Below are 18432 nucleotides of genomic sequence, written 5' to 3'. Positions count from 1 at the left end.
CGAGGGGCGGCTGTCGGGCGGGATGTGCGGGATGAGCGAAGCGCGCCGGATTCGCCTCTGAGCGGTCCAGCGGGCAGTTCCGTGGCGGGGGTTGTGGCACGCGACGGCCCGAGAGGGCGTTACTACTCGATACGGTCGTAACCACTGCGATTTTAGGTCGTAGCCATCTCGCTCCGAAGGCCGATTCAGCACGATGACTACCACCAATTCCTGGATGGTGACGACCACACTGCAAGGGCGGGCGAACAGGCGCTGTCGCGGGCCCGTGGTGCCGCGACGAGCCCGGCCGGGTCAGCCGCGCGGGTAGAGCACCACCTGGGTGGCCTTGACGACCAGCGTGACGGGCACGCCCGGCGCGAGCGCGAGTTCGGCGGCCGATCGCGTCGTGATCTCCGCGTCGACCCGCTGGCCGTCCCGGAGTTCCGCGGTCACGCGCGTCAGCGCCCCGGCCGGAGCCAACGACACGACGCGGGCAGGCCAGGCGTTGCGCGGGCTCGCGGCGAGTGAACGCGCGGACGCAGGGCTGGCCGGGCCGAGGGGACCGGCGGGACCCGCGGGACCGGCGGGGTCAGCGGGGGCGGCGGAAGTGGTGGGAGCGGCGGAAGCAGGGGGAGCGGCAGGGCCGGCCGGGCCCGGGTTCAAGACGGGCCGCGTGCCGGCGGGGGCGGCGTGCACGGCCACCGCCCGCGGATCGACCGTCGCCACCGCCCGCACCCCGCCCCGCCAGCCCGACGCGGCGTCCGCGCGGATCCCCGCCACGGCATCGCCTCCGGGGGTGCGCACCTCGTCGTCGTCGACGATCCCCTCCACCAGCGAGACGCCGGCCAGTCGCGCGGCGAAGTCCGACGCCGGGCGCGCAAGTACCCCCTCGACCGTGCCGGACTGGGTGGCGCGGCCGGAGTGGACGACGACGACATCGTCCGCCAGCGCCCACAGGTCCATCGGATCGTGGGTCACCAGGACCACGGCCCGGCCGGTGATCCGATCGGCGAGCAGACGACGGATCGCCGGAGCGACCTCCACGTCCAGCGCGGCCAGCGGCTCGTCCAGCAGCACGAGTTCCGGGTCCACGGCCAGCGCGCGGGCGAGCGCCACACGCTGGGCCTGCCCTCCGGACAGTTCGTGCGGGCGGCGGCCGGCGAGGTCTGCGCAGCCCACGGCGTCGAGCTCGGTGCGGGCGCGGGCGAGAGCGTCGCGCCTGCGCACACCGCGGGCGCGGGGGCCGTACGCCACGTTCTCCAGGGCCGTGATGTGCGGCAGCAGACCGGGCCGCTGCTCGAGCGCGACGACCCGGCGGCGGTGCGCCGGCACGTGGGTGCGGGGCGAGCTGACGACGCGGCCGTCGAGGCGGACCTCGCCCGAGTCGGGGCGTAGGTGCCCGGCGAGCAGGGACAGCGCCGTGGACTTGCCCGCGCCGTTGGGGCCGACGATCGCCAGGCGACGGCCGGCGGGGACGGTGAGTCGGAGGTCGATACCGCGGGCGGTGACCCGGCAGTCGAGCTCGGCGGCGGCGGGGGAGGGCCGGGCACCGGGGGAGTGGTCAGCCACGTCCGACCACCGCCCGGCGGGCGACGAGCGCCGAGGCCGCCATGAGCACGGCCGCCACCGCTATGAGCAGGACGGCCAGCGCGAGGGCGGTCTCGGTGTCGGTCTCGCGACTGAGGTAGATCTCCAACGGCAGGGTCCGGGTGGTGCCCTGCAGGGAGCCGGCGAAGGTCAGCGTCGCGCCGAACTCGCCGAGCGCACGGGCGAACGACATCGTCGCGCCGGCGGCCAGGGCGGGTAGGACGAGCGGCAACGTCACGGTCGCCAGGACGCGGGACGGGGAGGCGCCCAGCGAGGCCGCCGTCCGCTCGAGCCGCGCGTCCACCGAACGCAGCGCGCCCTCCAGCGCCACCACGAGGAACGGCATCGCGACGAAGGTCTGCGCGATCACCACGGCCGCGGTCGTGAACCCGACCTCGACCCCCAGCACGGACAGGTGGCGACCCACCACGCCGGTGCGGCCGAACGTGATGAGTAGCGCCAGGCCCGCCACGACCGGGGGGAGAACCATCGGCAGCGCCGTGAGGGTGCGGGCCACGGCCGCCAGCGGCCCACGACTGCGGGACAGCAGCACGGCCAGCGGGGTCCCCAGCAGGACGCACAGCACGGTGGAGACCGCGCACGTGCGAAGGCTGAGCCACGCGGCATCGCGGGCGGCCTCGGAGGTCAGCAACTCGGGGACCCGGGTCCACGGCACGCGCACCGCCATCCCGGCCAGCGGCAGGGCTGCCAACAGCACGGCCACAGCGGCGGCGATGAGCAGCCACCGGGGAAGCGGCGGCCGGGTCACGGCGGCCCGAACCCGTGCTCGGCCAGCACCGCACGCCCGGCGGGACCGGTGACGGCGTCGAGGAACCGGCGGGCGGGCCCGGAGTCCGCAGCGCGGTCGAGGACGGCGATCGGGTAGACGTTGGGCACGGTAGGAGCCCCGGTGATCGGGACCCGCTCGACCCGGCCGGCGACCGCGAGCGCGTCGGTAACGTAGACGATCCCCGCGTCGGCCTCCCCGGAGGCGACCTTGCCGCGCACGTCGGTGACCGCGGACTCCTCACTCACCGGGCGCAACTCGACCCCGGCCGCCTCGGCGAGCTCGCGAGTCGCGGACCCGCACGGCACGCCGTCCGCGCAGACGACCAACCGGGCGCCGTCCAGGGACGCGTCGAGCCCGGTGATCCCCGCAGGATTACCCGGCGGGGTGATGAGCGTGAGCACGTTGGTGGCGAACGGAACGGGTTCGCCGGCGACCAGCCCGGCGTCGACGGCACGGTCCATGGTCACGACGTCCGCGGCGGCGAACACGTCCGCGGGCGCGCCGCCGGCGAGCTGGTCGACCAGGCCGGTGGACCCGCCGAAACTCAGCCGGATCGACACACCGGGCTCGGACCTCTCGACCTGTTCGGCGATCTCCGTGAACGCCCCGCTCAACGAGGCGGCGGCGAACACGGTCAGGTCGCCGCCCTCGTCGTCGTCGCCACCGGACGCGCACCCCGCGAGCAGGGACAGGCCCACCACGGCGACCATCGCGGCGGCGCGGCACTGGCGGCCGACCGCGCCCGGGGAGCCCACGGCCCGGCCGATCAGCGGTAGTTGGTGAACTGCAGCGCCACGTCGAAGTCGGCGCCCTTGAGCAGCGCGATGCACTCCTGCAGGTCGTCGCGCTTCTTGGACGACACGCGGATCTCCTCGCCCTGGATCTGCGCCTTGACGCCCTTCGGGCCCTCGTCGCGCAGCAGCTTGGTGATCTTCTTGGCGTTCTCCTTGTCGATGCCCTGCTTGAGCGACCCGACCAGGCGGTAGCCCTTGCCCGACGCCATCGGCTCGCCGACCTCGAGGGCCTTCATGCTCAGCCCGCGGCGCACCAGCTTCTCGATGAACACGTCCTTGGCGGCCAGGACCCGGTCCTCGGAGTTCGCGGTGATCTCGACGGCGTCCTCGCCCTTCCACTCGATGGCGGCGTCGGTGCCGCGGAAGTCGTAGCGGGTGCCCAGCTCCTTGGCGGCCTGGTTGAGGGCGTTGTCGACCTCCTGGCGGTCGAACTCCGAGACGATGTCGAACGAGGACTCCGAGGCCATGGGCGCACTCCTGACGTAGGGGGTGGTGAACCGACCAGGCCAGGCTACCCGCCCCGTCGGACCACCCCTGACCACCCCGATTTGGCACCCGGGGGCGTGTGCGTTGTATCGTGTCGTAGCGCCCTTGAGGGTGCACGCCAGATTGCCCGAGCGGCCAAAGGGAGCGGATTGTAAATCCGTCGGCTTATGCCTACGTTGGTTCGAATCCATCATCTGGCACGCGAGACCCCTGCCACAAGCGGGGGTCTTCGTGCATTTCGGGGCACGTCGCGCGCACATTCGTGAAAGTGTGGGCATGGGCGGCTCCGGTGTCACGTCCCGCACGACCTGTCACGCCGCATCTCGTCGACCAGAATCGAGGTGAGACATATCCACGACGGCCCCGGCTCCGAACAACCCGATATGACACCCGTTTCGATGACCGCCGCCCATCGGATCACCGCCCGCGCGCTGCCGCCCGGACTGGGGCGGGGGGTGGACGACTGGCTGGGTGACCTGGGCCGGACCACCCGTTCCGGGAAGGGCATGCGGTCCGCGCTGTTCGACGCCGTCTACACGACCGCCGGTGGGCGGGACGAGACCGTGCGCGCCGCCGCGGGCCAGGCCCTCGAGCTGCTGCACGAGGCGTTCCTCGTCCACGACGACCTCGCCGACGGGGACGACCACCGTCGCGGCCACCCCAACCTGCAGGGGCGCACCGCCACGCGGGCCGCCGATCGCGGACTGCCCGCCGAGTGTGCAGGACACGTGGGGATGATCGGCGGGCTGCTGGGCGGGGACCTGTTGCTCGTGGCGGCGATGGCCGAGTTCGCGCGCCTGCCCGTGCCCGCGGCGACGCTGCACCGTGTGGTGGACGAGGTGCACCGGGCGGTCGTCGCGTCGGTGGCCGGCGAGTTCGCGGACGTCCACGGCGCCTCGGAGGACGTTCCCGCCGGGTGCGAGCGGGCGCTGGCGATCGGCGCGGCCAAGACCTCCGCCTACTCGGTGTGCCTGCCTTTCGTACTGGGCGCGGTCCTGGCCGGAGCGCCCGAGGAGATCGTCGACCCGCTGCGGGAGACCGGCCGCCACCTCGGCACCGCGTATCAGGTGGTGGACGACGTGCTGGGTGTGTTCGGCGACCCGGCCGTGACGGGCAAGTCGAACTCCGGCGACCTCGTCCGCCGCGCGCCCACCGTGCTGCTCGCCCACGCCCGCGCGACCGGGGCGTGGCCGCGGATCGACGCCGCGCTGAACCGGTCCGACCCCGACCCCGACACAGCGCGCGAGCTGCTGCGCGAATGCGGCGCGCGGGAGTACGCCCTGGGGATCGCGGAGGACCTCGTCACCGCGGCCCGCGCCGCCCTGGACTCGCCGGCCGTACCGCCGGTCGTCCGCGAGGCGCTCGAATCGCACCTGGCCACCGCCCTGGAGAGGAACCGATGACCCAGCAGAGCCCGCACGCGGAGTTCACCGCGGCGGCACGCCGCTGCAGCGAGGTGATCCTGCGCCGGTATTCGACGTCGTTCGCGCTGGCGTGCCGCCTGCTCGCGCCCGCGACCCGCCCGCACGTCGCGGCGATCTACGCGTGGGCGCGCGTGGGTGACGAGGTGGTCGACGGCGCGATGGACGACCCGGTCGCCGCGCGGGAGCTCATCGCGGAGGCGCGGCGCCGCACGCACCGCGCGATCGACCGGGGCCTGGACCCGGATCCGGTGACGCACGCGTTCGCCGACACCGCGCGTCGGTTCGGGATCGACGCGCGCCTGGTGGACCCGTTCTACGACTCGATGGAGGCCGACCTGGAGGTCACCGAGCACACCGAGGAGTCCCTGCGCCGGTACATCCACGGGTCGGCGGAGGTGATCGGGGAGATGTGCCTGCGTACGTTCGCCGGAGGGGGACTGGGTGACGACGACGAGATGGCGGCGGGAGCGCGCGCACTCGGTGCGGCGTTCCAGAAGGTGAACTTCCTCCGGGACGTCCGGGAGGACTCGCTGGAACTCGGTCGCAACTACCTGCCGGGTCGGGACCCGCGGGCGCTGACGGAGGGGGACGTCCGCGAGCTGGCCGACCACGTGGACGCGGACCTGCGCGTCGCGCGGGCGGCGATCGACCGCATCCCGGGCCGTGACCGCCTGGCGGTGGCGGCAGCGCACGACCTTTTCGCCGAGCTCAACGCCCGCCTCCGCGCGGCCGGTGCGGCCGGGGTGAGCGCGGGCCGGGTGCGGGTGCCCGACCCGGTCAAACTCGCCGTGATCGGCCGGGCCGCCGCGGGCCGCGGCCGGGCGGTGGCGCGATGAACCCCCGGCACGCCCCGGACGGGCCCGTCGTGGTGGTGGGCGGCGGGATCGCGGGCCTGGCGACCGCAGCGCTGCTCGCCCGCGAGGGCCGCGACGTCACCCTGGTCGAGGCCACTGACCAGGTCGGCGGCCGCGCGGGCAGCTGGTCGGCGGTCGGGTTCCGCTTCGACACCGGCCCCTCGTGGTACCTGATGCCCGAGGTATTCGACCACTTCTTCCGTCTCTGTGGCACCTCCGCGGATGAGCAACTCGACCTGGTCCGCCTGGACCCCGGGTACCGCGTGTACTTCGAGAACCGGCGCGACCCGGTCGATGTCCGCTCGGACCGCGCGGCGTCCACGGCCCTGTTCGAGTCGCTCGAGGCCGGCGCCGGGCGGGTGCTGGGTACGTACCTCGACTCGGCGCGCACGACGTACGACCTGGCGCTCAAGCGGTTCCTCTACACCAACTTCACCTCGTACCCGGCGCTCGTGCGGCCGGACGTCGTGGCCCGGGCCGGCAGCCTGGTGGCGCGGCTCGTGCAGCCGCTGCACTCGTTCGTGTCGCGGCGCTTCTCCGACCGGCGCATCCAGCAGATCCTCGGCTACCCGGCCGTGTTCCTCGGCTCCTCGCCGTACCTGGCGCCGTCGATCTACCACCTCATGAGCCACCTCGACCTCACCGACGGCGTCCTCTACCCGCGGGGCGGGTTCACCGAGGTGATCGCCGCCGTGCGCAGGGTGGCCGAGGAGCAGGGGGTGCGCATCCACACGGGCACCGAGGCGATCGAACTGGTCACCACATCCGAGGGCGCCGCCGGGCGCGTGTCCGGCCGGGCCCGCCCCCGTGTGCAGGGCCTGAGGGTGCGCGACCGGGCAGGGGCGGAGCGGACGCTGCCGGCCGGCCTCGTCGTCGGCGCCGCCGACCTCCACCACCTCGAGACCCGGTGGCTCCCGGAGGACCTCCGCACGTACCCACAGAAATACTGGGACGCCAAGACCCCCGGGCCGGGCGCGCTGCTCATCCTGCTCGGCGTGCGCGGCGAGCTGCCGCAGCTCGCGCACCACACGCTGCTGTTCACCGACCGCTGGGAGGAGGGGTTCGACGCGATATTCGGCGACGACCCGCACATCCCCGACCCGGCGTCGCTCTACGTCTGTCGACCCAGCGCCACCGACATCGACCCGGCAGCCGGGATCGCGCCGGAGGGGCACGAGAACCTCTTCGTCCTGGTGCCCATCCCCGCCGATCCGTCCCTCGGGCGCGGCGGCGTGGACGGTGCCGGGAATGTGGTGATCGAGGCCGCCGCCGACCGCGCGATCGCCCAGATCGCCGAGTGGACGGGCGCCGACGACCTCGCCGAGCGGGTCGTCGTGCGGCGCACCATCGCGCCCGCCGACCTCGAGGCCGACCTCGGCGCGTGGCGCGGCACCGCCCTGGGCCCGGCACACACGCTCGCGCAGAGCGCGTTCTTCCGCACCCGCAACGTGAGCAAGCACGTCGACGGCCTGTACTACGCGGGTGCCTCGACGATCCCCGGCATCGGCCTGCCGATGTGCCTCATCAGCGCCGAGCTGGTGCTCAAGCACGTCCGCGGGGACACGAGCACGGCGCCGGTCGCCGAGCCCGGCGGGGGCACGGTGTTCGATCGGGCCGCCGCCAGCGGGGGCGCGGCGTCGGGCGGGGGCACGGTGTTCGACCGGTGATCGGGCTGGCGTACCTGGCGGTCCAGGCGATCTCGTTCGCGGGCATCCTCGTCATCGACCATCGCTGGAAGCTCGCGGCGTTCCGCGCGCCGGCGGCCACCGCGCTCGCCGTGACCGCGTCGGTGGCGCTGCTGCTGACGTGGGACGTGCTCGGCGTGCGCAGCGGCGTGTTCTTTCGCGGGCAGACCGACTTCATGACCGGGTTGCTCGTGGCGCCGGAGATCCCGCTCGAGGAGGTCGTGTTCCTCGCGTTCCTGTCCCACCTCGCGCTCGTGTGTGCGACGGGTGTGGTCACGGTCGTCGAGCACGTCTCGGCGCGGCGGGCGGAGGAGTGGCCGTGAGCATCTACTCGACCATCAACGTCACCATGGCCATTCCCGTGGTGGCGGCCGCGCTCATCGCCCTGTGGTGTCTTCGCGGCGACGACCGGCGGCGCTGGCTCATCGGGGTCGGCGGCTCGCTCGTGGTGCTGCTCGTCCTCACGGCGATCTTCGACAACATCATGATCGCCGCCGGGCTCGTGGCCTACGACGACGCCCTCACCAGCGGCATCCGCCTCGGCGTGGCGCCGATCGAGGACTTCTCCTACGCGATCGCCGCGTCCGTGTTCGTGCCGTCGGTGTGGTTCACGCTCACCGCCCGGCCGCGCGCGGTGGCCGTGAGCGAGGCCGCCGCGAGCCCCAACCCGACCGTGTCGGGGCGTGGCGACGGGCCGGTGGGTGGCGCTGTGGCGGGCGACGCCGCGGTGGGTGACGCGCCGGTCGGTGACGCGCCGGGGCGGGGTGGCGACGACGACGAGGTCCGCAGCCCCGACCGGCCCGCGCCGCCCGGACTGCTCACCACCCTCTTCTGGTCGTCCCGCCCGGTGTCGTGGGTGAACACCGCCGCCCCGTTCGCGCTGGCGTACTTCCTGGCCACGGGCGGGTTCGACCTGCTGGGCGTGATCGGGACGGTATTCTTCCTGGTGCCGTACAACCTCGCGATGTACGGGATCAACGACGTCTTCGACTACGAGTCCGACCTGCGGAACCCGCGTAAGGGCGGCGTCGAGGGCGCGGTGCTCGACCGCTCCCTGCACACGCCCACTCTCGTGGCGTCCGCGGTGACGACGGTGCCGTTCCTGGTCTATCTCGCGGTGGTCGGGACGCTGGAGTCGTCGCTGTGGCTGGCGGCGAGCGCGTTCGCGGTGATCGCCTACAGCGCCAAGGGGCTGCGGTTCAAGGAGATCCCGTTCCTCGATTCGGTGACGTCGGCGTTCCACTTCGTCTCCCCGGCGATCGTCGGCTGGACCATCGCCGGGGCCGATCTCAGCGGCGGCGTGTGGGCGTGCCTCATCGCGTTCATGCTGTGGGGCGCGGCCTCGCAGGCGTTCGGGGCTGTGCAGGACGTGCGCTTCGACCGCGAGGCGGGCCTGAAGTCGGTCGCCACCGTGCTCGGCGCGCGGGCCGCTGTGTGGTTCGCGCTGGCCTGCTACGCGGCCGCCGTGCTGGTGCTACTCCTCGCGGCGCCGTGGCCGGCCTCCGGGGCGGCGTTCGCGATCCTGCCGTACCTCGCGACCGTGGCCGCCTACGTGCGGGTCACCGACGCCACGGCCGAGGCGACCAACGAGGGCTGGAAGCGCTTCCTCGTGCTCAACATGCTCGCGGGGTTCTGCGTGACGCAGCTGATCCTCTGGTCCGTCATCGTCTGGGCCTGAGCCCAGACGAGGGGCCCGCGGCTGTAGGAGGCCCGCCGCTACGCGGGGCTGCAGGCGCTCGGCCGGGTCAGCGCCGGACGCGCTCCAGCCACCGCTGCGACGGCGGGCTCGTGCGCCAGTTACGGAAGATCGTCCGGAACGCCCGCGAGAAGCGACGGCGCATCGCCGCGGGGTCGTCGAACGGTCGCGCCGAGATGCCGACGGCGAGCGAGCGGTCCACCCACAACCGGTCGCGAGCGCCGAACTGGAACGACAGGTCGATGTCGTCGTGCAGCTCCGGGTCGGTGCGGTCGACCCCGTCGCGGACCCGCTCCCACGCGTTGCGGCGCATCGCCAGGTTCGAGCCGAACAACACCGGGTGGGCCATCGCGGATCCGACGGACACGAAGAACGCGTCCATGTAGAGCAGCTTCGCCGCCCGGGCCCGCCAGCCGGTCAAGCCGATGAACTCGCCCGGCCCCGAGACCGCGACGAGTTCGGAGTCGGCGGCGAACGCGGACTCGATCCGTGCCAGCCAGTCGGAGCCCGGTCGGGAGTCGGCGTCGAGGCGGGCGATGACGTCACCCGTGGCGGCGTCATACCCGGACGCGGCCGCGGCGGGGATCCCGCGCACGGGCTCAACGACCACGCGGGCGCCTGCGGACCGCGCCACCGCGACGCTGTCGTCCGAGCAGCCGTTGTCCACCACCACGACCTCGTCGGGGGCCCGAGTCTGTGCGGCGAGCGCGGCCAGACACCCCGCGAGCTCGCGGGCGTCGTCGAGCACGGGGATGACCACGGAGATGCGCACCCGCCCATCCTGCCGGAGACAGACCCCTCACCGGCGGATTTGTGCGGCGTTCGGCGGTGTGTGTAATCTGCTAAAGGCTTCAGCGCCGAGCGGTTGGGAGATCAGCCGCAGAGCGTAGCCCGCCCCCTTAGCTCAGTCGGCAGAGCGTTTCCATGGTAAGGAAAAGGTCGTCGGTTCGATTCCGACAGGGGGCTCGCACTGTGCGGGGCGGCTCGATCGCCCGACTGGCAGGGCATGCCGGTGTAGCTCAGCTGGTTAGAGCGCACGACTCATAATCGTGAGGTCGGGGGATCGAGTCCCCCCACCGGTACGACTTCCATCGAAGGCCGTCCGCATCGCCGCGGGCGGCCTTCGTCGTTCCGGCCCGGGGAGCGACTCTCTCGCACCGGACGTCGATCGGGGTACAGCGGTCGCGGGCGTGGTTCCGTCCCTGCCGCCGAACACGCCGTGGCTCAGCCGGAAGTCCGGGGGCGTGTCCAGTCATGGCTCACGTCGCACCTCCTGCTGGACCGCCCTCACCGTAGGAGCCGGGGCGCCGCCGCGAGGGCGATCCCGCCGCACGCGCCCTCAGGTAGCGTCGGGGGCTGTGAGCACAGACACCGCCGATGACCTCGTCGTCGTCGCCGATCCCGTGACCGTGACCGACGCGGTCGTGACACGGTTCGCCGAGGCCGTCGGCGCGCCCGCCGGTCAGGTCCCCGCGACGCTGGCCGCCGCCCTGACCGCCCCGGTCCAACGCGCGGTGATGGAGCACCCCGCGCTGCGCATCGACCTCGCGCGGACCCTCCACACCGCCCAGTCGAGCGAGCACCACCGGCCGATCCGCGTGGGCGACGTCCTCACCGCCACCGCGACGGTCACCGGCGTGCGGTCGGCGCGCGGCGGGCGCATGATCGGTTTCGACACGCTGCTCCGCGACGCCGACGGCGAGCCCGTCCAGACCCTGACCAGTGCGTTGCTCACCGCGGAGGTGGAGGCGTGACCAGGCCGGAGGAGACGACCGCGCCGGAGGAGACGCCCGCGCCGGAGGGCACGACGGGGGCGACGACGACGAGTCCCGCCGCCGGCGACGCCCTGCCCCCGCGGACACTGCCGGTCCGGCGGGAGGACCTGCGTCGCTACGCCGAGGCGTCGGGGGACCACAACCCCATCCACCTGGACGACGCGGCAGCGCAGGCGCTCGGCCTGCCCGGTGTGGTGGCGCACGGGATGCTGACCTCGGCCCTGGCGATCGGGGTCGTCGCCGAGTGGGCCGGGGGCGCCGATCGCGTCCTGGCCACCTCGTTCCGGTTCGCCGCCCCCGTGGTGGTGCCGGCCGACGCCCCGGCGCTCCTGGCGGTGGCGGGGACGGTGAAGAAGGTCGCCGAGGACGGCTCGAGCGCCGACGTCGCGCTGGTCGTCACCAGCGGCGGGGCCAAGGTGTTCGGCAAGGCGATCGTCACGGTCGCGCTCGGGGACTGAGAGGGCCGGGGGAGCCGATTTCGGGGCGCCGGGGCGGCTGTCGTACACTGAGATGCCCGACCGAACGTGGTCGCGACCCGCGCTGCCCCCGGGCAGTCGCCGACACTGTAGAGTCGAGGCGATCGTGCGGTCCGCTACGCGGGACGGTACGGGTGGTCGGGAAACCGGCCGAAGGGGCGTAGCTCAACTGGCAGAGCAGCGGTCTCCAAAACCGCAGGTTGCAGGTTCAAGTCCTGTCGCCCCTGCACTTCCCCGCAAGCCAGACGACCCGGAGGTAGCCGCGTGAGCCAGGATCGCGACGACGACGTCGATACCCGCGGCGCTCGCGACTCCGAGGCCGCCGCCGTTCCCACGGGTAAGGCCGGTCGTGCCGACACGGCCGTCGCGGGCCGGGTCCGCACGGACGCGGACAAGCCGGAGGACACGCGGACCGCCCGCGCGAATCCCGTCAAGTACCTCAAGCAGGTCGTCGAGGAGCTGCGCAAGGTCATCTGGCCCACGCGCAACCAGATGGTCACCTACACCATCGTCGTGTTCCTGTTCCTCATCTTCATGACCGCGCTCGTCTCGGGCGTCGACTTCGGCGCGGGCAAGCTCGTCGAGCTCGTCTTCGACCGCTAGAGACCTGCCGCTGAAGGTCCGGGGTGAGATCCGGACCGCCGACTTCGAGAGGACCGCATTTTCCGTGAGCGACATCGATCAGAGCCCCGGGGCCGAGGACGCCGAGCACGCCGCCGCCGAGCAGGCCGAGGGCGAGACCGTCGCGGCCGGCGCCGAGCTCGACGAGGACGCGGCCACCGACGCCGAGCCCACCGAGATCGACGAGGACGTCGAGGGCGACATCGTCGAGGAGGGTGACGAGGACGTCGCCGAGGCCGAGCTCGACGAGTCGGCCCTGCAGACCGACGACGTGAGCGACGACGCCCCCGCCGAGGAGTCGCCGGCCGAGCCGGCCACGCCCGCGATCGACCCGGTCATCGCGTTCAAGCGCCAGCTGCGCAAGCTGCCCGGCGACTGGTTCGTCATCCACTCGTACGCCGGGTACGAGAACAAGGTGAAGGCCAACCTCGAGACCCGCGCCGTCACCCTCGGCGCCGAGGACAAGATCTTCCAGGTCGAGGTCCCGGTGGAGGAGTACACCGAGGTCAAGAACGGTCAGAAGAAGACCGCCAACCGCAAGGTCCTGCCCGGCTACGTGCTGGTGCGCATGGAGCTCGACGACGAGTCGTGGGGCGTCGTGCGCAACACCCCCGGCGTCACCGGCTTCGTCAGCGCGACCGGCGGCCAGGGCGGCAGCCCCACCCCGCTTTCCCTGAGCGACGTGGCCAAGTTCCTGGCGCCCAAGCCGGAGAAGAAGGCCGCCGCCGCGGGTGTCGCCGACGGCGACGCCGGGATGGTCCCGCAGAACGTCGAGGTCGAGTTCGAGGTCGGCGAGTCGGTCACCGTCATGGACGGCCCGTTCGCGACCCTGCCCGCGTCGATCTCCGAGGTCGACCCGGCCGCCCAGAAGCTCAAGGTGCTCGTGTCGATCTTCGGCCGCGAGACCCCGGTCGAGCTCGGCTTCAACCAGGTCGAGAAGATCGACTGACCCGCACGAACCTCCGGCGACCCGCCCCGCGCCCAGCGTGGGGCGGGTTAGTCGTTTCCCGCACGGAAGGCGTCCGGGGGAGCGGTCCGCGCCCACGATTAGTCGTTGCGTGCGCGGAACACGTAAACTCTCCCAGGTTGCGCTTGTGTCGCCGCACGCTCGCCTCACGGTGGGGCGGCGGGGACGGGTGCACACGACAGTCGGCCTCCCGCGTGTACAGCGCGGCGCCGAGATCCAGTCGAAGAATCAGGAAGACGATGCCTCCGAAGAAGAAGAAGGTCTCAGGGCTCATCAAGCTCCAGATCCAGGCCGGCGCTGCCAACCCGGCCCCGCCGGTCGGCCCGGCTCTGGGTGCCCATGGTGTCAACATCATGGAGTTCTGCAAGGCCTACAACGCCGCCACCGAGAACCAGCGCGGAAACGTCGTGCCGGTCGAGATCACGGTCTACGAGGACCGGTCGTTCGACTTCAAGCTGAAGACGCCGCCGGCCGCCAAGCTCCTCCTCAAGGCCGCCGGCCTGCAGAAGGGCTCCGGCACGCCGCACTCCGCCAAGGTCGGCAAGGTCACCATGGACCAGGTCCGTGAGATCGCGCAGACCAAGCTGGAGGACCTCAACGCCAACGACATCGACCAGGCCGCGAAGATCGTCGCCGGCACCGCCCGTTCCATGGGCATCACGGTCGAGGGCTGACCTCCACCCCCAAGCACTGCGTGGGAGGGCAGCTCAGGCCCGAACCACACCCGACCGCCGCGTGAGTGACGCGGCAGGAATGGATGAGACATGAGCAAGAACAGCAAGGCCTACAAGGCCGCCGCTGAAAAGGTCGACCGCACCAAGCTGTACTCGCCTCTGGAAGCCCTGGCCCTGGCCAAGGACACCTCCTCGACGAAGATGGATGCCACCGTCGAGGTCGCCATGCGACTTGGCGTCGACTCCCGCAAGGCGGACCAGATGGTCCGTGGCACCGTGAACCTTCCGCACGGTACCGGTAAGACCGCCCGCGTGATCGTCTTCGCCGAGGGCGAGAAGGCCACCGAGGCCGAGGCCGCAGGCGCCGACGCCGTCGGCTCCGATGACCTCATCGAGCGCATCCAGGGCGGCTGGCTCGACTTCGACGCAGCGATCGCCACCCCGGACCAGATGGCCAAGGTCGGCCGTGTGGCCCGCGTTCTCGGCCCGCGTGGTCTCATGCCCAACCCCAAGACGGGCACCGTCACCATGGACGTGACCAAGGCCGTCAACGACATCAAGGGCGGAAAGATCACCTTCCGCACCGACAAGGCCAACAACCTGCACTTCATCGTGGGCAAGGCATCCTTCACGCCGGAGCAGCTCACGGAGAACTACCAGGCTGCGCTCGACGAGGTCTTGCGCCTCAAGCCGTCCTCCTCCAAGGGCCGCTACCTGCAGAAGATCACCTTCTCCACCACGACCGGCCCCGGCATCCCGGTCGACACGCAGGCGATCTCGAAGCTCCTCGAGGCCGGCACCGACTCGGAGTGAGCTAGCCAGCTCGGCCGAAGGCCCCGCGACCGGAATCCCCGGCGCGGGGCCTTCCGCTTTTCCGGATCCGCGCCGTCCTCGCGCTCCTGATCCGTCGGGACCCCTGATGCGCGTCCGAGGCCCGGCGGCGCGTTCAGTACGCGACGCGTACCGCGAGGCCCCTCCGCTTGATCCGGGCGGAGAACTCGGCGACTGTTCCGCAGTCCTCGCCGTCGATCTGGAACGCGGCCGGCTTCTCGAGGATGCGCGCGGTGACACTCACGCCCTGGCGGAAGTCCACCGGGCGGGTCTCGTGACGCTCGGGCTCGTGGGACGAACCGCCGCCGCGGCGCAGCGCGCTGAGGCGGTGGCGGACGGTGTGTTGCGCGAGGACCGCGCCGGCCTTGGCCCACCCGATCGCGCCCTTCGCGCGCAGGGCCATCACGTCCAGCAGGCCGTCGTCGATCACCGCGTCCGGCAGCAGCACCATCCCCGCCTGCAGCATCCCGCAGTTCGCCACGAGCAGGGTCCTCGCGCGGGTCTGGATCCGCGGGCCGTCGTCGAGGGAGTAGTCCACCCTGATCCTGTGGCCGCGCAGCAGGGTGGAGGCGAAGGCGCCCACGTAGGCGAGCCAGCCCACCCGCGCCTTGAGGTCGTCGTCTGTGCCGGCGATCATGTCGGCGTCCATCCCGGCACCGAGCATCACCAGGAACACGTCGTCGTGGGAGTCGCCCTCGCCGTCCGTGTAGCGGACCTCGCCGATGTCGATGGCGCGGCTGCGTCCGGTCATGGCCACCCGCAGCGCGCGGTCGACGTCGTCCAGGGGGATGTCGAGATTCCGGGCCAGCAGGTTGCCGGTGCCGAGGGGGACCACGCCCATCGGCACCGTGGTGCCGATCAGTCCCTGTGCGACCGAGCGCACGGTGCCGTCGCCGCCGCACGCGATCACCAGCCCGGCGCCCTGCGCCGCCGCCTCGGCGGCCTGACCGGTGCCGGGGTCGTCCTCCGTGGTCTCGAGGAAGACGGGGTCGGTCCACCCGTGCCGGGACGCCCGTGCCGTGGCGCGACGGCGCACCTCGTCGACTCCGACCTTGGTGGGGTTATAGACGACGGCGAGGCGGGAGGAGGCTGGAGACACGGGACCAATCTGTCAGAAAGCCGGACTTGCCGCCATTCGCGGCCGGCCCGGGCGATTTGGTATGCGGCGTCCGCCGCCTATACCCTTGGGTCCGAAGTTTGAACGCTCGGAGGTCCAGGCCCCCGGGCGCCTGATCAAGTTTCACCGAAGACCGCAGGTCGCCATTCCCGCCGGGGGTGGTCGAAGGGTCCGGGAGCGCCCGGACGGCCCGCGCAGGAGAACACCGGTCAGCGTAGACGACAGCGCGCCCGCGGGCCCGCCTCCTCCGCGCCCCGTGCCACCTGCGCACGGGGCGTTCGTGTCTCTCCCGGGCGAGATGATGCAGAAAGGAGGCGAAACATGGCAAAGCCCGCAAAGGTCCAGGCCGTCGAGGAGATCAAGCAGCACTTCCAGAACTCCTCCACCGCCGTGGTCACCGAGTACCGCGGACTCTCCGTTCCCCAGGTGACCGAGCTGCGCAAGACGCTGGGTGACGCGGCCACGTACACCGTGGCCAAGAACACCCTGGTCAAGCGTGCGGCCGAGGAAGCCGGAGTCGAGGGTCTCGACGACCTCCTGTCCGGTCCCACCGCCATCGCGTTCGTCACCGGTGAGGTCGTGGACGCCGCCAAGGCGCTCAAGAACTTCGCCAAGGACAACAAGGCGCTCGTCATCAAGGGCGGCGTCATGGACGGCGCCCCGCTGTCCGCCGACGAGCTCGACAAGATCGCCGAGCTCGAGTCCCGCGAGGTCCTGCTCGCGAAGATGGCCGGTGCCCTCAAGGGCAACCAGGCCAAGGCCGCCGGCCTGTTCAACGCGCCCGCCTCGCAGCTGGCACGTCTGTTCGCGGCGCTCCAGGACAAGAAGAACTGATCCACCCCACATGCTTCCGGGCCGTCTGACGGCACCGGGACCAACAGAAAGGACGCCACCATGGCGAAGCTCAGCAACGACGAGCTGCTCGAGGCCTTCAAGGAGATGACTCTTCTCGAGCTCTCCGAGTTCGTGAAGCTGTTCGAGGACACCTTCGAGGTCACCGCGGCCGCTCCGGTCGCCGTCGCCGCCGCCGGCGCCCCGGCTGCCGGTGGCGAGGCCGCCGCCGAGCAGGACGAGTTCGACGTCGTCCTGGAGTCGGCCGGCGACAAGAAGATCGGCGTGATCAAGGTCGTGCGCGAGATCGTGTCGGGCCTGGGCCTCAAGGAGGCCAAGGACCTCGTCGAGTCCGCCCCCAAGGCGATCATCGAGAAGGCCGACAAGGAGGCCGCCGAGGCCGCCAAGACCAAGCTCGAAGAGGCCGGTGCCACCGTCACCCTCAAGTGACCTGACGCACCACCGTCCACAGGGGCGGCCCGGCGACATCGCCGGGCCGCCCCTGTGGCGTCTGTACGACCGGCACATCCCCACGCCCACGAGCACTCTCGACGATCCGAGCGGAACACTTTTCCGGGCCATGTAACACCGCACGCCTACGGAGCGGTAGCTTACAGTGACCGTGGCCACAGATGATGGCTGCAGTGAGGAGTGGTTGCCGTGGGTGTCGAGGTTTCCGTCGAGGGGCTGACCAAGTCCTTCGGTTCGCAGAAGATCTGGGAGGACGTCTCGTTCACCCTCCCCGAGGGTGAGGTCAGTGCGCTCCTCGGCCCGTCGGGCACCGGTAAGTCCGTCTTCCTCAAATCGCTCATCGGCCTGCTGCGGCCCGAGCGCGGCAAGATCATCATCGACGGCACGGACATCCTGCAGTGCACCGCCAAGGAGCTCTACGAGATCCGCAAGCTGTTCGGCGTCCTCTTCCAGGACGGCGCGCTGTTCGGCTCCATGGACCTCTACGACAACGTGGCGTTCCCCCTGCGCGAGCACACCCGAAAGCCCGAGTCCGAGATCAGCGACATCGTCATGGAGAAGCTCGAGCTCACCGGTCTGACCGGTGCCGAGGGCAAGTTGCCGGGCGAGATCTCCGGCGGTATGCGGAAGCGGGCCGGCCTCGCCCGCGCGCTGGTGCTCGACCCGGAGATCATCCTCGTCGACGAGCCCGACTCGGGCCTCGACCCGGTCCGCACGACGTACCTCGCGCAGCTGTTGATCGACATCAACGCGCAGATCGACGCCACGATCCTCATCGTGACGCACAACATCAACCTCGCGCGCACGGTCCCCGACAACCTGGGCATGCTCTACCGCAAGAACCTCGTGATGTTCGGCCCGCGTGAGGTGCTGCTCACCAGCGAGGAGCCGTCGGTCCGCCAGTTCCTGCGCGGATCGAAGCTCGGGCCCATCGGCATGTCCGAAGAGAAGGACGACGCGCAGATGCGCCAGGAGCAGGCTCACGCCGAGGCCGGCCACAACGACGGCTCCCCGGGCGAGGACGAGGTCAAGGGCGTTCCGCCGCAGATGCAGCCGACCCCCGGCAGCCCGCAGCGTCAGGGCGAACTCCGCCGCGAGAAGCGGGTCGCCGAGATGCTCGACGCCCTTCCGCCCGAGGCCCGGGAGGCCATCCGGACGGAGTGGGCCGCCCGTGGGCACGGCAACGGACGCTCGACCGCCGCCGCCCACACCCAGGATTCCGTGCCCGCGGAGTCGGCCCACGCCGACTCTGCGACCACCGCTGCAGAGCCCGCCACGACCCCCGCACACGCCGCCACGCCGGGAGGTGCGAGCCCGTCGGGGCTCGACGACCACTACGGTTCCGGTCAGCACTGAGGCAGGAGAGGTCGGGGG

20 protein-coding genes and 4 tRNA genes are annotated in these 18432 nt (G+C 71.8%); 18 read left to right on the top strand and 6 right to left on the bottom strand.

The features are described 5' to 3' along the window. Positions 1–291 precede the first annotated feature (291 nt). The 4 genes from DCI01S_RS06370 to DCI01S_RS06355 are packed head-to-tail and all read right to left on the bottom strand — an operon-like array spanning position 292 to position 3617. Positions 292–1548 (bottom strand): sulfate/molybdate ABC transporter ATP-binding protein, encoded by a 1257-nt coding sequence (locus tag DCI01S_RS06370; RefSeq protein ID WP_061228439.1) that lies wholly within the window; start codon positions 1546–1548, stop codon positions 292–294. Next, complete coding sequence (locus DCI01S_RS06365) at positions 1541–2335, bottom strand: ABC transporter permease (RefSeq protein ID WP_061228438.1); 795 nt, start codon at positions 2333–2335, stop codon at positions 1541–1543. Before DCI01S_RS06365 ends, DCI01S_RS06370 begins: the two co-directional genes overlap by 8 nt. Further along, positions 2332–3111, bottom strand: coding sequence for a molybdate ABC transporter substrate-binding protein (gene modA / locus DCI01S_RS06360; protein WP_141763919.1), 780 nt, complete (start codon positions 3109–3111; stop codon positions 2332–2334). The genes DCI01S_RS06365 and modA overlap by 4 nt, the downstream gene beginning before the upstream one ends. Positions 3112–3122: 11 nt before the next feature. After that, positions 3123–3617, bottom strand: a complete 495-nt coding sequence (locus DCI01S_RS06355; protein ID WP_007630882.1) for a YajQ family cyclic di-GMP-binding protein — start codon at positions 3615–3617, stop codon at positions 3123–3125. A gap of 136 nt (positions 3618–3753) precedes the next feature. On the opposite strand from DCI01S_RS06355, the gene DCI01S_RS06350 reads away from it, so the two are divergent. From DCI01S_RS06350 to lbtBC, 6 genes are all read left to right on the top strand, one after another. Next, a tRNA-Tyr gene (locus tag DCI01S_RS06350) sits at positions 3754–3836 on the top strand. A 198-nt stretch (positions 3837–4034) separates the two neighbouring features. Next, entirely contained in the window at positions 4035–5039 is a 1005-nt protein-coding gene (locus tag DCI01S_RS06345) for a polyprenyl synthetase family protein (protein WP_232302952.1), read from the top strand. After that, entirely contained in the window at positions 5036–5896 is an 861-nt protein-coding gene (locus DCI01S_RS06340; RefSeq protein WP_061228436.1) for a phytoene/squalene synthase family protein, read from the top strand. Before DCI01S_RS06345 ends, DCI01S_RS06340 begins: the two co-directional genes overlap by 4 nt. Next, positions 5893–7581 carry a phytoene desaturase family protein gene (gene crtI, locus DCI01S_RS06335; RefSeq protein WP_061228435.1) on the top strand — a complete coding sequence of 563 codons (1689 nt, stop codon included), beginning with the start codon at positions 5893–5895 and terminating at the stop codon, positions 7579–7581. The genes DCI01S_RS06340 and crtI overlap by 4 nt, the downstream gene beginning before the upstream one ends. Continuing rightward, positions 7578–7922 (top strand): lycopene cyclase domain-containing protein, encoded by a 345-nt coding sequence (locus tag DCI01S_RS06330; protein WP_061228434.1) that lies wholly within the window; start codon positions 7578–7580, stop codon positions 7920–7922. The genes crtI and DCI01S_RS06330 overlap by 4 nt, the downstream gene beginning before the upstream one ends. 26 nt (positions 7923–7948) lie before the next feature. Continuing rightward, positions 7949–9277 carry a C(50) beta-cyclic carotenoids biosynthesis protein LbtBC gene (gene lbtBC, locus DCI01S_RS18135; RefSeq protein WP_165001136.1) on the top strand — a complete coding sequence of 443 codons (1329 nt, stop codon included), beginning with the start codon at positions 7949–7951 and terminating at the stop codon, positions 9275–9277. Between the two features lie 67 nt (positions 9278–9344). Here the strand turns inward: lbtBC and DCI01S_RS06320 are convergent, their stop codons facing one another. Continuing rightward, positions 9345–10067, bottom strand: a complete 723-nt coding sequence (locus DCI01S_RS06320; protein ID WP_061228433.1) for a glycosyltransferase family 2 protein — start codon at positions 10065–10067, stop codon at positions 9345–9347. A 121-nt stretch (positions 10068–10188) separates the two neighbouring features. On the opposite strand from DCI01S_RS06320, the gene DCI01S_RS06315 reads away from it, so the two are divergent. The 9 genes from DCI01S_RS06315 to rplA all read left to right on the top strand — a co-directional run bounded on the left by DCI01S_RS06315 (position 10189) and on the right by rplA (position 14621). Further along, positions 10189–10261: transfer RNA gene (locus DCI01S_RS06315), tRNA-Thr, on the top strand. Positions 10262–10303: 42 nt separating this feature from the next. Beyond that, positions 10304–10377, top strand: a tRNA-Met gene (locus tag DCI01S_RS06310). A 276-nt stretch (positions 10378–10653) separates the two neighbouring features. Next, complete coding sequence (hadA, locus tag DCI01S_RS06305) at positions 10654–11049, top strand: (3R)-hydroxyacyl-ACP dehydratase subunit HadA (RefSeq protein WP_061228432.1); 396 nt, start codon at positions 10654–10656, stop codon at positions 11047–11049. Further along, on the top strand, positions 11046–11528 hold the full coding sequence (locus DCI01S_RS06300) for a MaoC/PaaZ C-terminal domain-containing protein (protein ID WP_082767669.1): 483 nt from the start codon (positions 11046–11048) through the stop codon (positions 11526–11528). The genes hadA and DCI01S_RS06300 overlap by 4 nt, the downstream gene beginning before the upstream one ends. 172 nt (positions 11529–11700) lie before the next feature. Then, positions 11701–11773: transfer RNA gene (locus DCI01S_RS06295), tRNA-Trp, on the top strand. 37 nt (positions 11774–11810) lie between these two features. Then, positions 11811–12149: a preprotein translocase subunit SecE gene (gene secE, locus DCI01S_RS06290; protein WP_061228431.1), complete on the top strand. Its 339-nt coding sequence runs from the start codon at positions 11811–11813 to the stop codon at positions 12147–12149. 64 nt (positions 12150–12213) lie between these two features. Then, positions 12214–13116, top strand: a complete 903-nt coding sequence (gene nusG / locus DCI01S_RS06285) for a transcription termination/antitermination protein NusG (protein ID WP_061228430.1) — start codon at positions 12214–12216, stop codon at positions 13114–13116. A 257-nt stretch (positions 13117–13373) separates the two neighbouring features. Then, complete coding sequence (gene rplK, locus DCI01S_RS06280) at positions 13374–13808, top strand: 50S ribosomal protein L11 (protein WP_061228429.1); 435 nt, start codon at positions 13374–13376, stop codon at positions 13806–13808. A gap of 90 nt (positions 13809–13898) precedes the next feature. After that, the gene (rplA, locus tag DCI01S_RS06275; RefSeq protein ID WP_061228428.1) at positions 13899–14621 is read left to right on the top strand and encodes a 50S ribosomal protein L1; all 723 of its coding nucleotides are present in this window, start codon (positions 13899–13901) and stop codon (positions 14619–14621) included. A gap of 133 nt (positions 14622–14754) precedes the next feature. Here the strand turns inward: rplA and DCI01S_RS06270 are convergent, their stop codons facing one another. Next, on the bottom strand, positions 14755–15738 hold the full coding sequence (locus DCI01S_RS06270; RefSeq protein ID WP_061228427.1) for a diacylglycerol/lipid kinase family protein: 984 nt from the start codon (positions 15736–15738) through the stop codon (positions 14755–14757). A gap of 339 nt (positions 15739–16077) precedes the next feature. Between DCI01S_RS06270 and rplJ the strand changes: the two genes are divergently transcribed. The 3 genes from rplJ (at position 16078) to DCI01S_RS06255 (ending at position 18414) form a co-directional block, all read left to right on the top strand. Beyond that, the gene (rplJ, locus tag DCI01S_RS06265; RefSeq protein WP_061228426.1) at positions 16078–16590 is read left to right on the top strand and encodes a 50S ribosomal protein L10; all 513 of its coding nucleotides are present in this window, start codon (positions 16078–16080) and stop codon (positions 16588–16590) included. A gap of 60 nt (positions 16591–16650) precedes the next feature. After that, a complete protein-coding gene (gene rplL / locus DCI01S_RS06260) occupies positions 16651–17037 on the top strand; it encodes a 50S ribosomal protein L7/L12 (protein WP_061228425.1) in 387 nt (128 codons plus the stop codon). A 210-nt stretch (positions 17038–17247) separates the two neighbouring features. Then, positions 17248–18414 (top strand): ABC transporter ATP-binding protein, encoded by a 1167-nt coding sequence (locus tag DCI01S_RS06255; protein ID WP_061228424.1) that lies wholly within the window; start codon positions 17248–17250, stop codon positions 18412–18414. The last annotated feature ends 18 nt before the right edge of the window (positions 18415–18432 follow it).

The sequence above is a fragment of the Dietzia cinnamea NBRC 102147 genome (assembly GCF_001571065.1).
GTDB classification, from domain to species: Bacteria; Actinomycetota; Actinomycetes; order Mycobacteriales; family Mycobacteriaceae; genus Dietzia; species Dietzia cinnamea.
Note: the sequence above shows the minus strand (reverse complement) of the source record. Positions and strands in the feature narration are given on the sequence as shown.

What these genes read in the sequence shown, in the direction of transcription:
- DCI01S_RS06355 (WP_007630882.1), bottom strand. Translation starts at nt 3,617, where the DNA reads ATGGCCTCGGAGTCCTCGTTCGACATCGTCTCGGAGTTCGACCGCCAG.
- DCI01S_RS06345 (WP_232302952.1), top strand. Translation starts at nt 4,035, where the DNA reads ATGACCGCCGCCCATCGGATCACCGCCCGCGCGCTGCCGCCCGGACTG.
- DCI01S_RS06340 (WP_061228436.1), top strand. Translation starts at nt 5,036, where the DNA reads ATGACCCAGCAGAGCCCGCACGCGGAGTTCACCGCGGCGGCACGCCGC.
- crtI (WP_061228435.1), top strand. Translation starts at nt 5,893, where the DNA reads ATGAACCCCCGGCACGCCCCGGACGGGCCCGTCGTGGTGGTGGGCGGC.
- lbtBC (WP_165001136.1), top strand. Translation starts at nt 7,949, where the DNA reads ATGGCCATTCCCGTGGTGGCGGCCGCGCTCATCGCCCTGTGGTGTCTT.
- rplK (WP_061228429.1), top strand. Translation starts at nt 13,374, where the DNA reads ATGCCTCCGAAGAAGAAGAAGGTCTCAGGGCTCATCAAGCTCCAGATC.
- rplA (WP_061228428.1), top strand. Translation starts at nt 13,899, where the DNA reads ATGAGCAAGAACAGCAAGGCCTACAAGGCCGCCGCTGAAAAGGTCGAC.
- rplJ (WP_061228426.1), top strand. Translation starts at nt 16,078, where the DNA reads ATGGCAAAGCCCGCAAAGGTCCAGGCCGTCGAGGAGATCAAGCAGCAC.
- rplL (WP_061228425.1), top strand. Translation starts at nt 16,651, where the DNA reads ATGGCGAAGCTCAGCAACGACGAGCTGCTCGAGGCCTTCAAGGAGATG.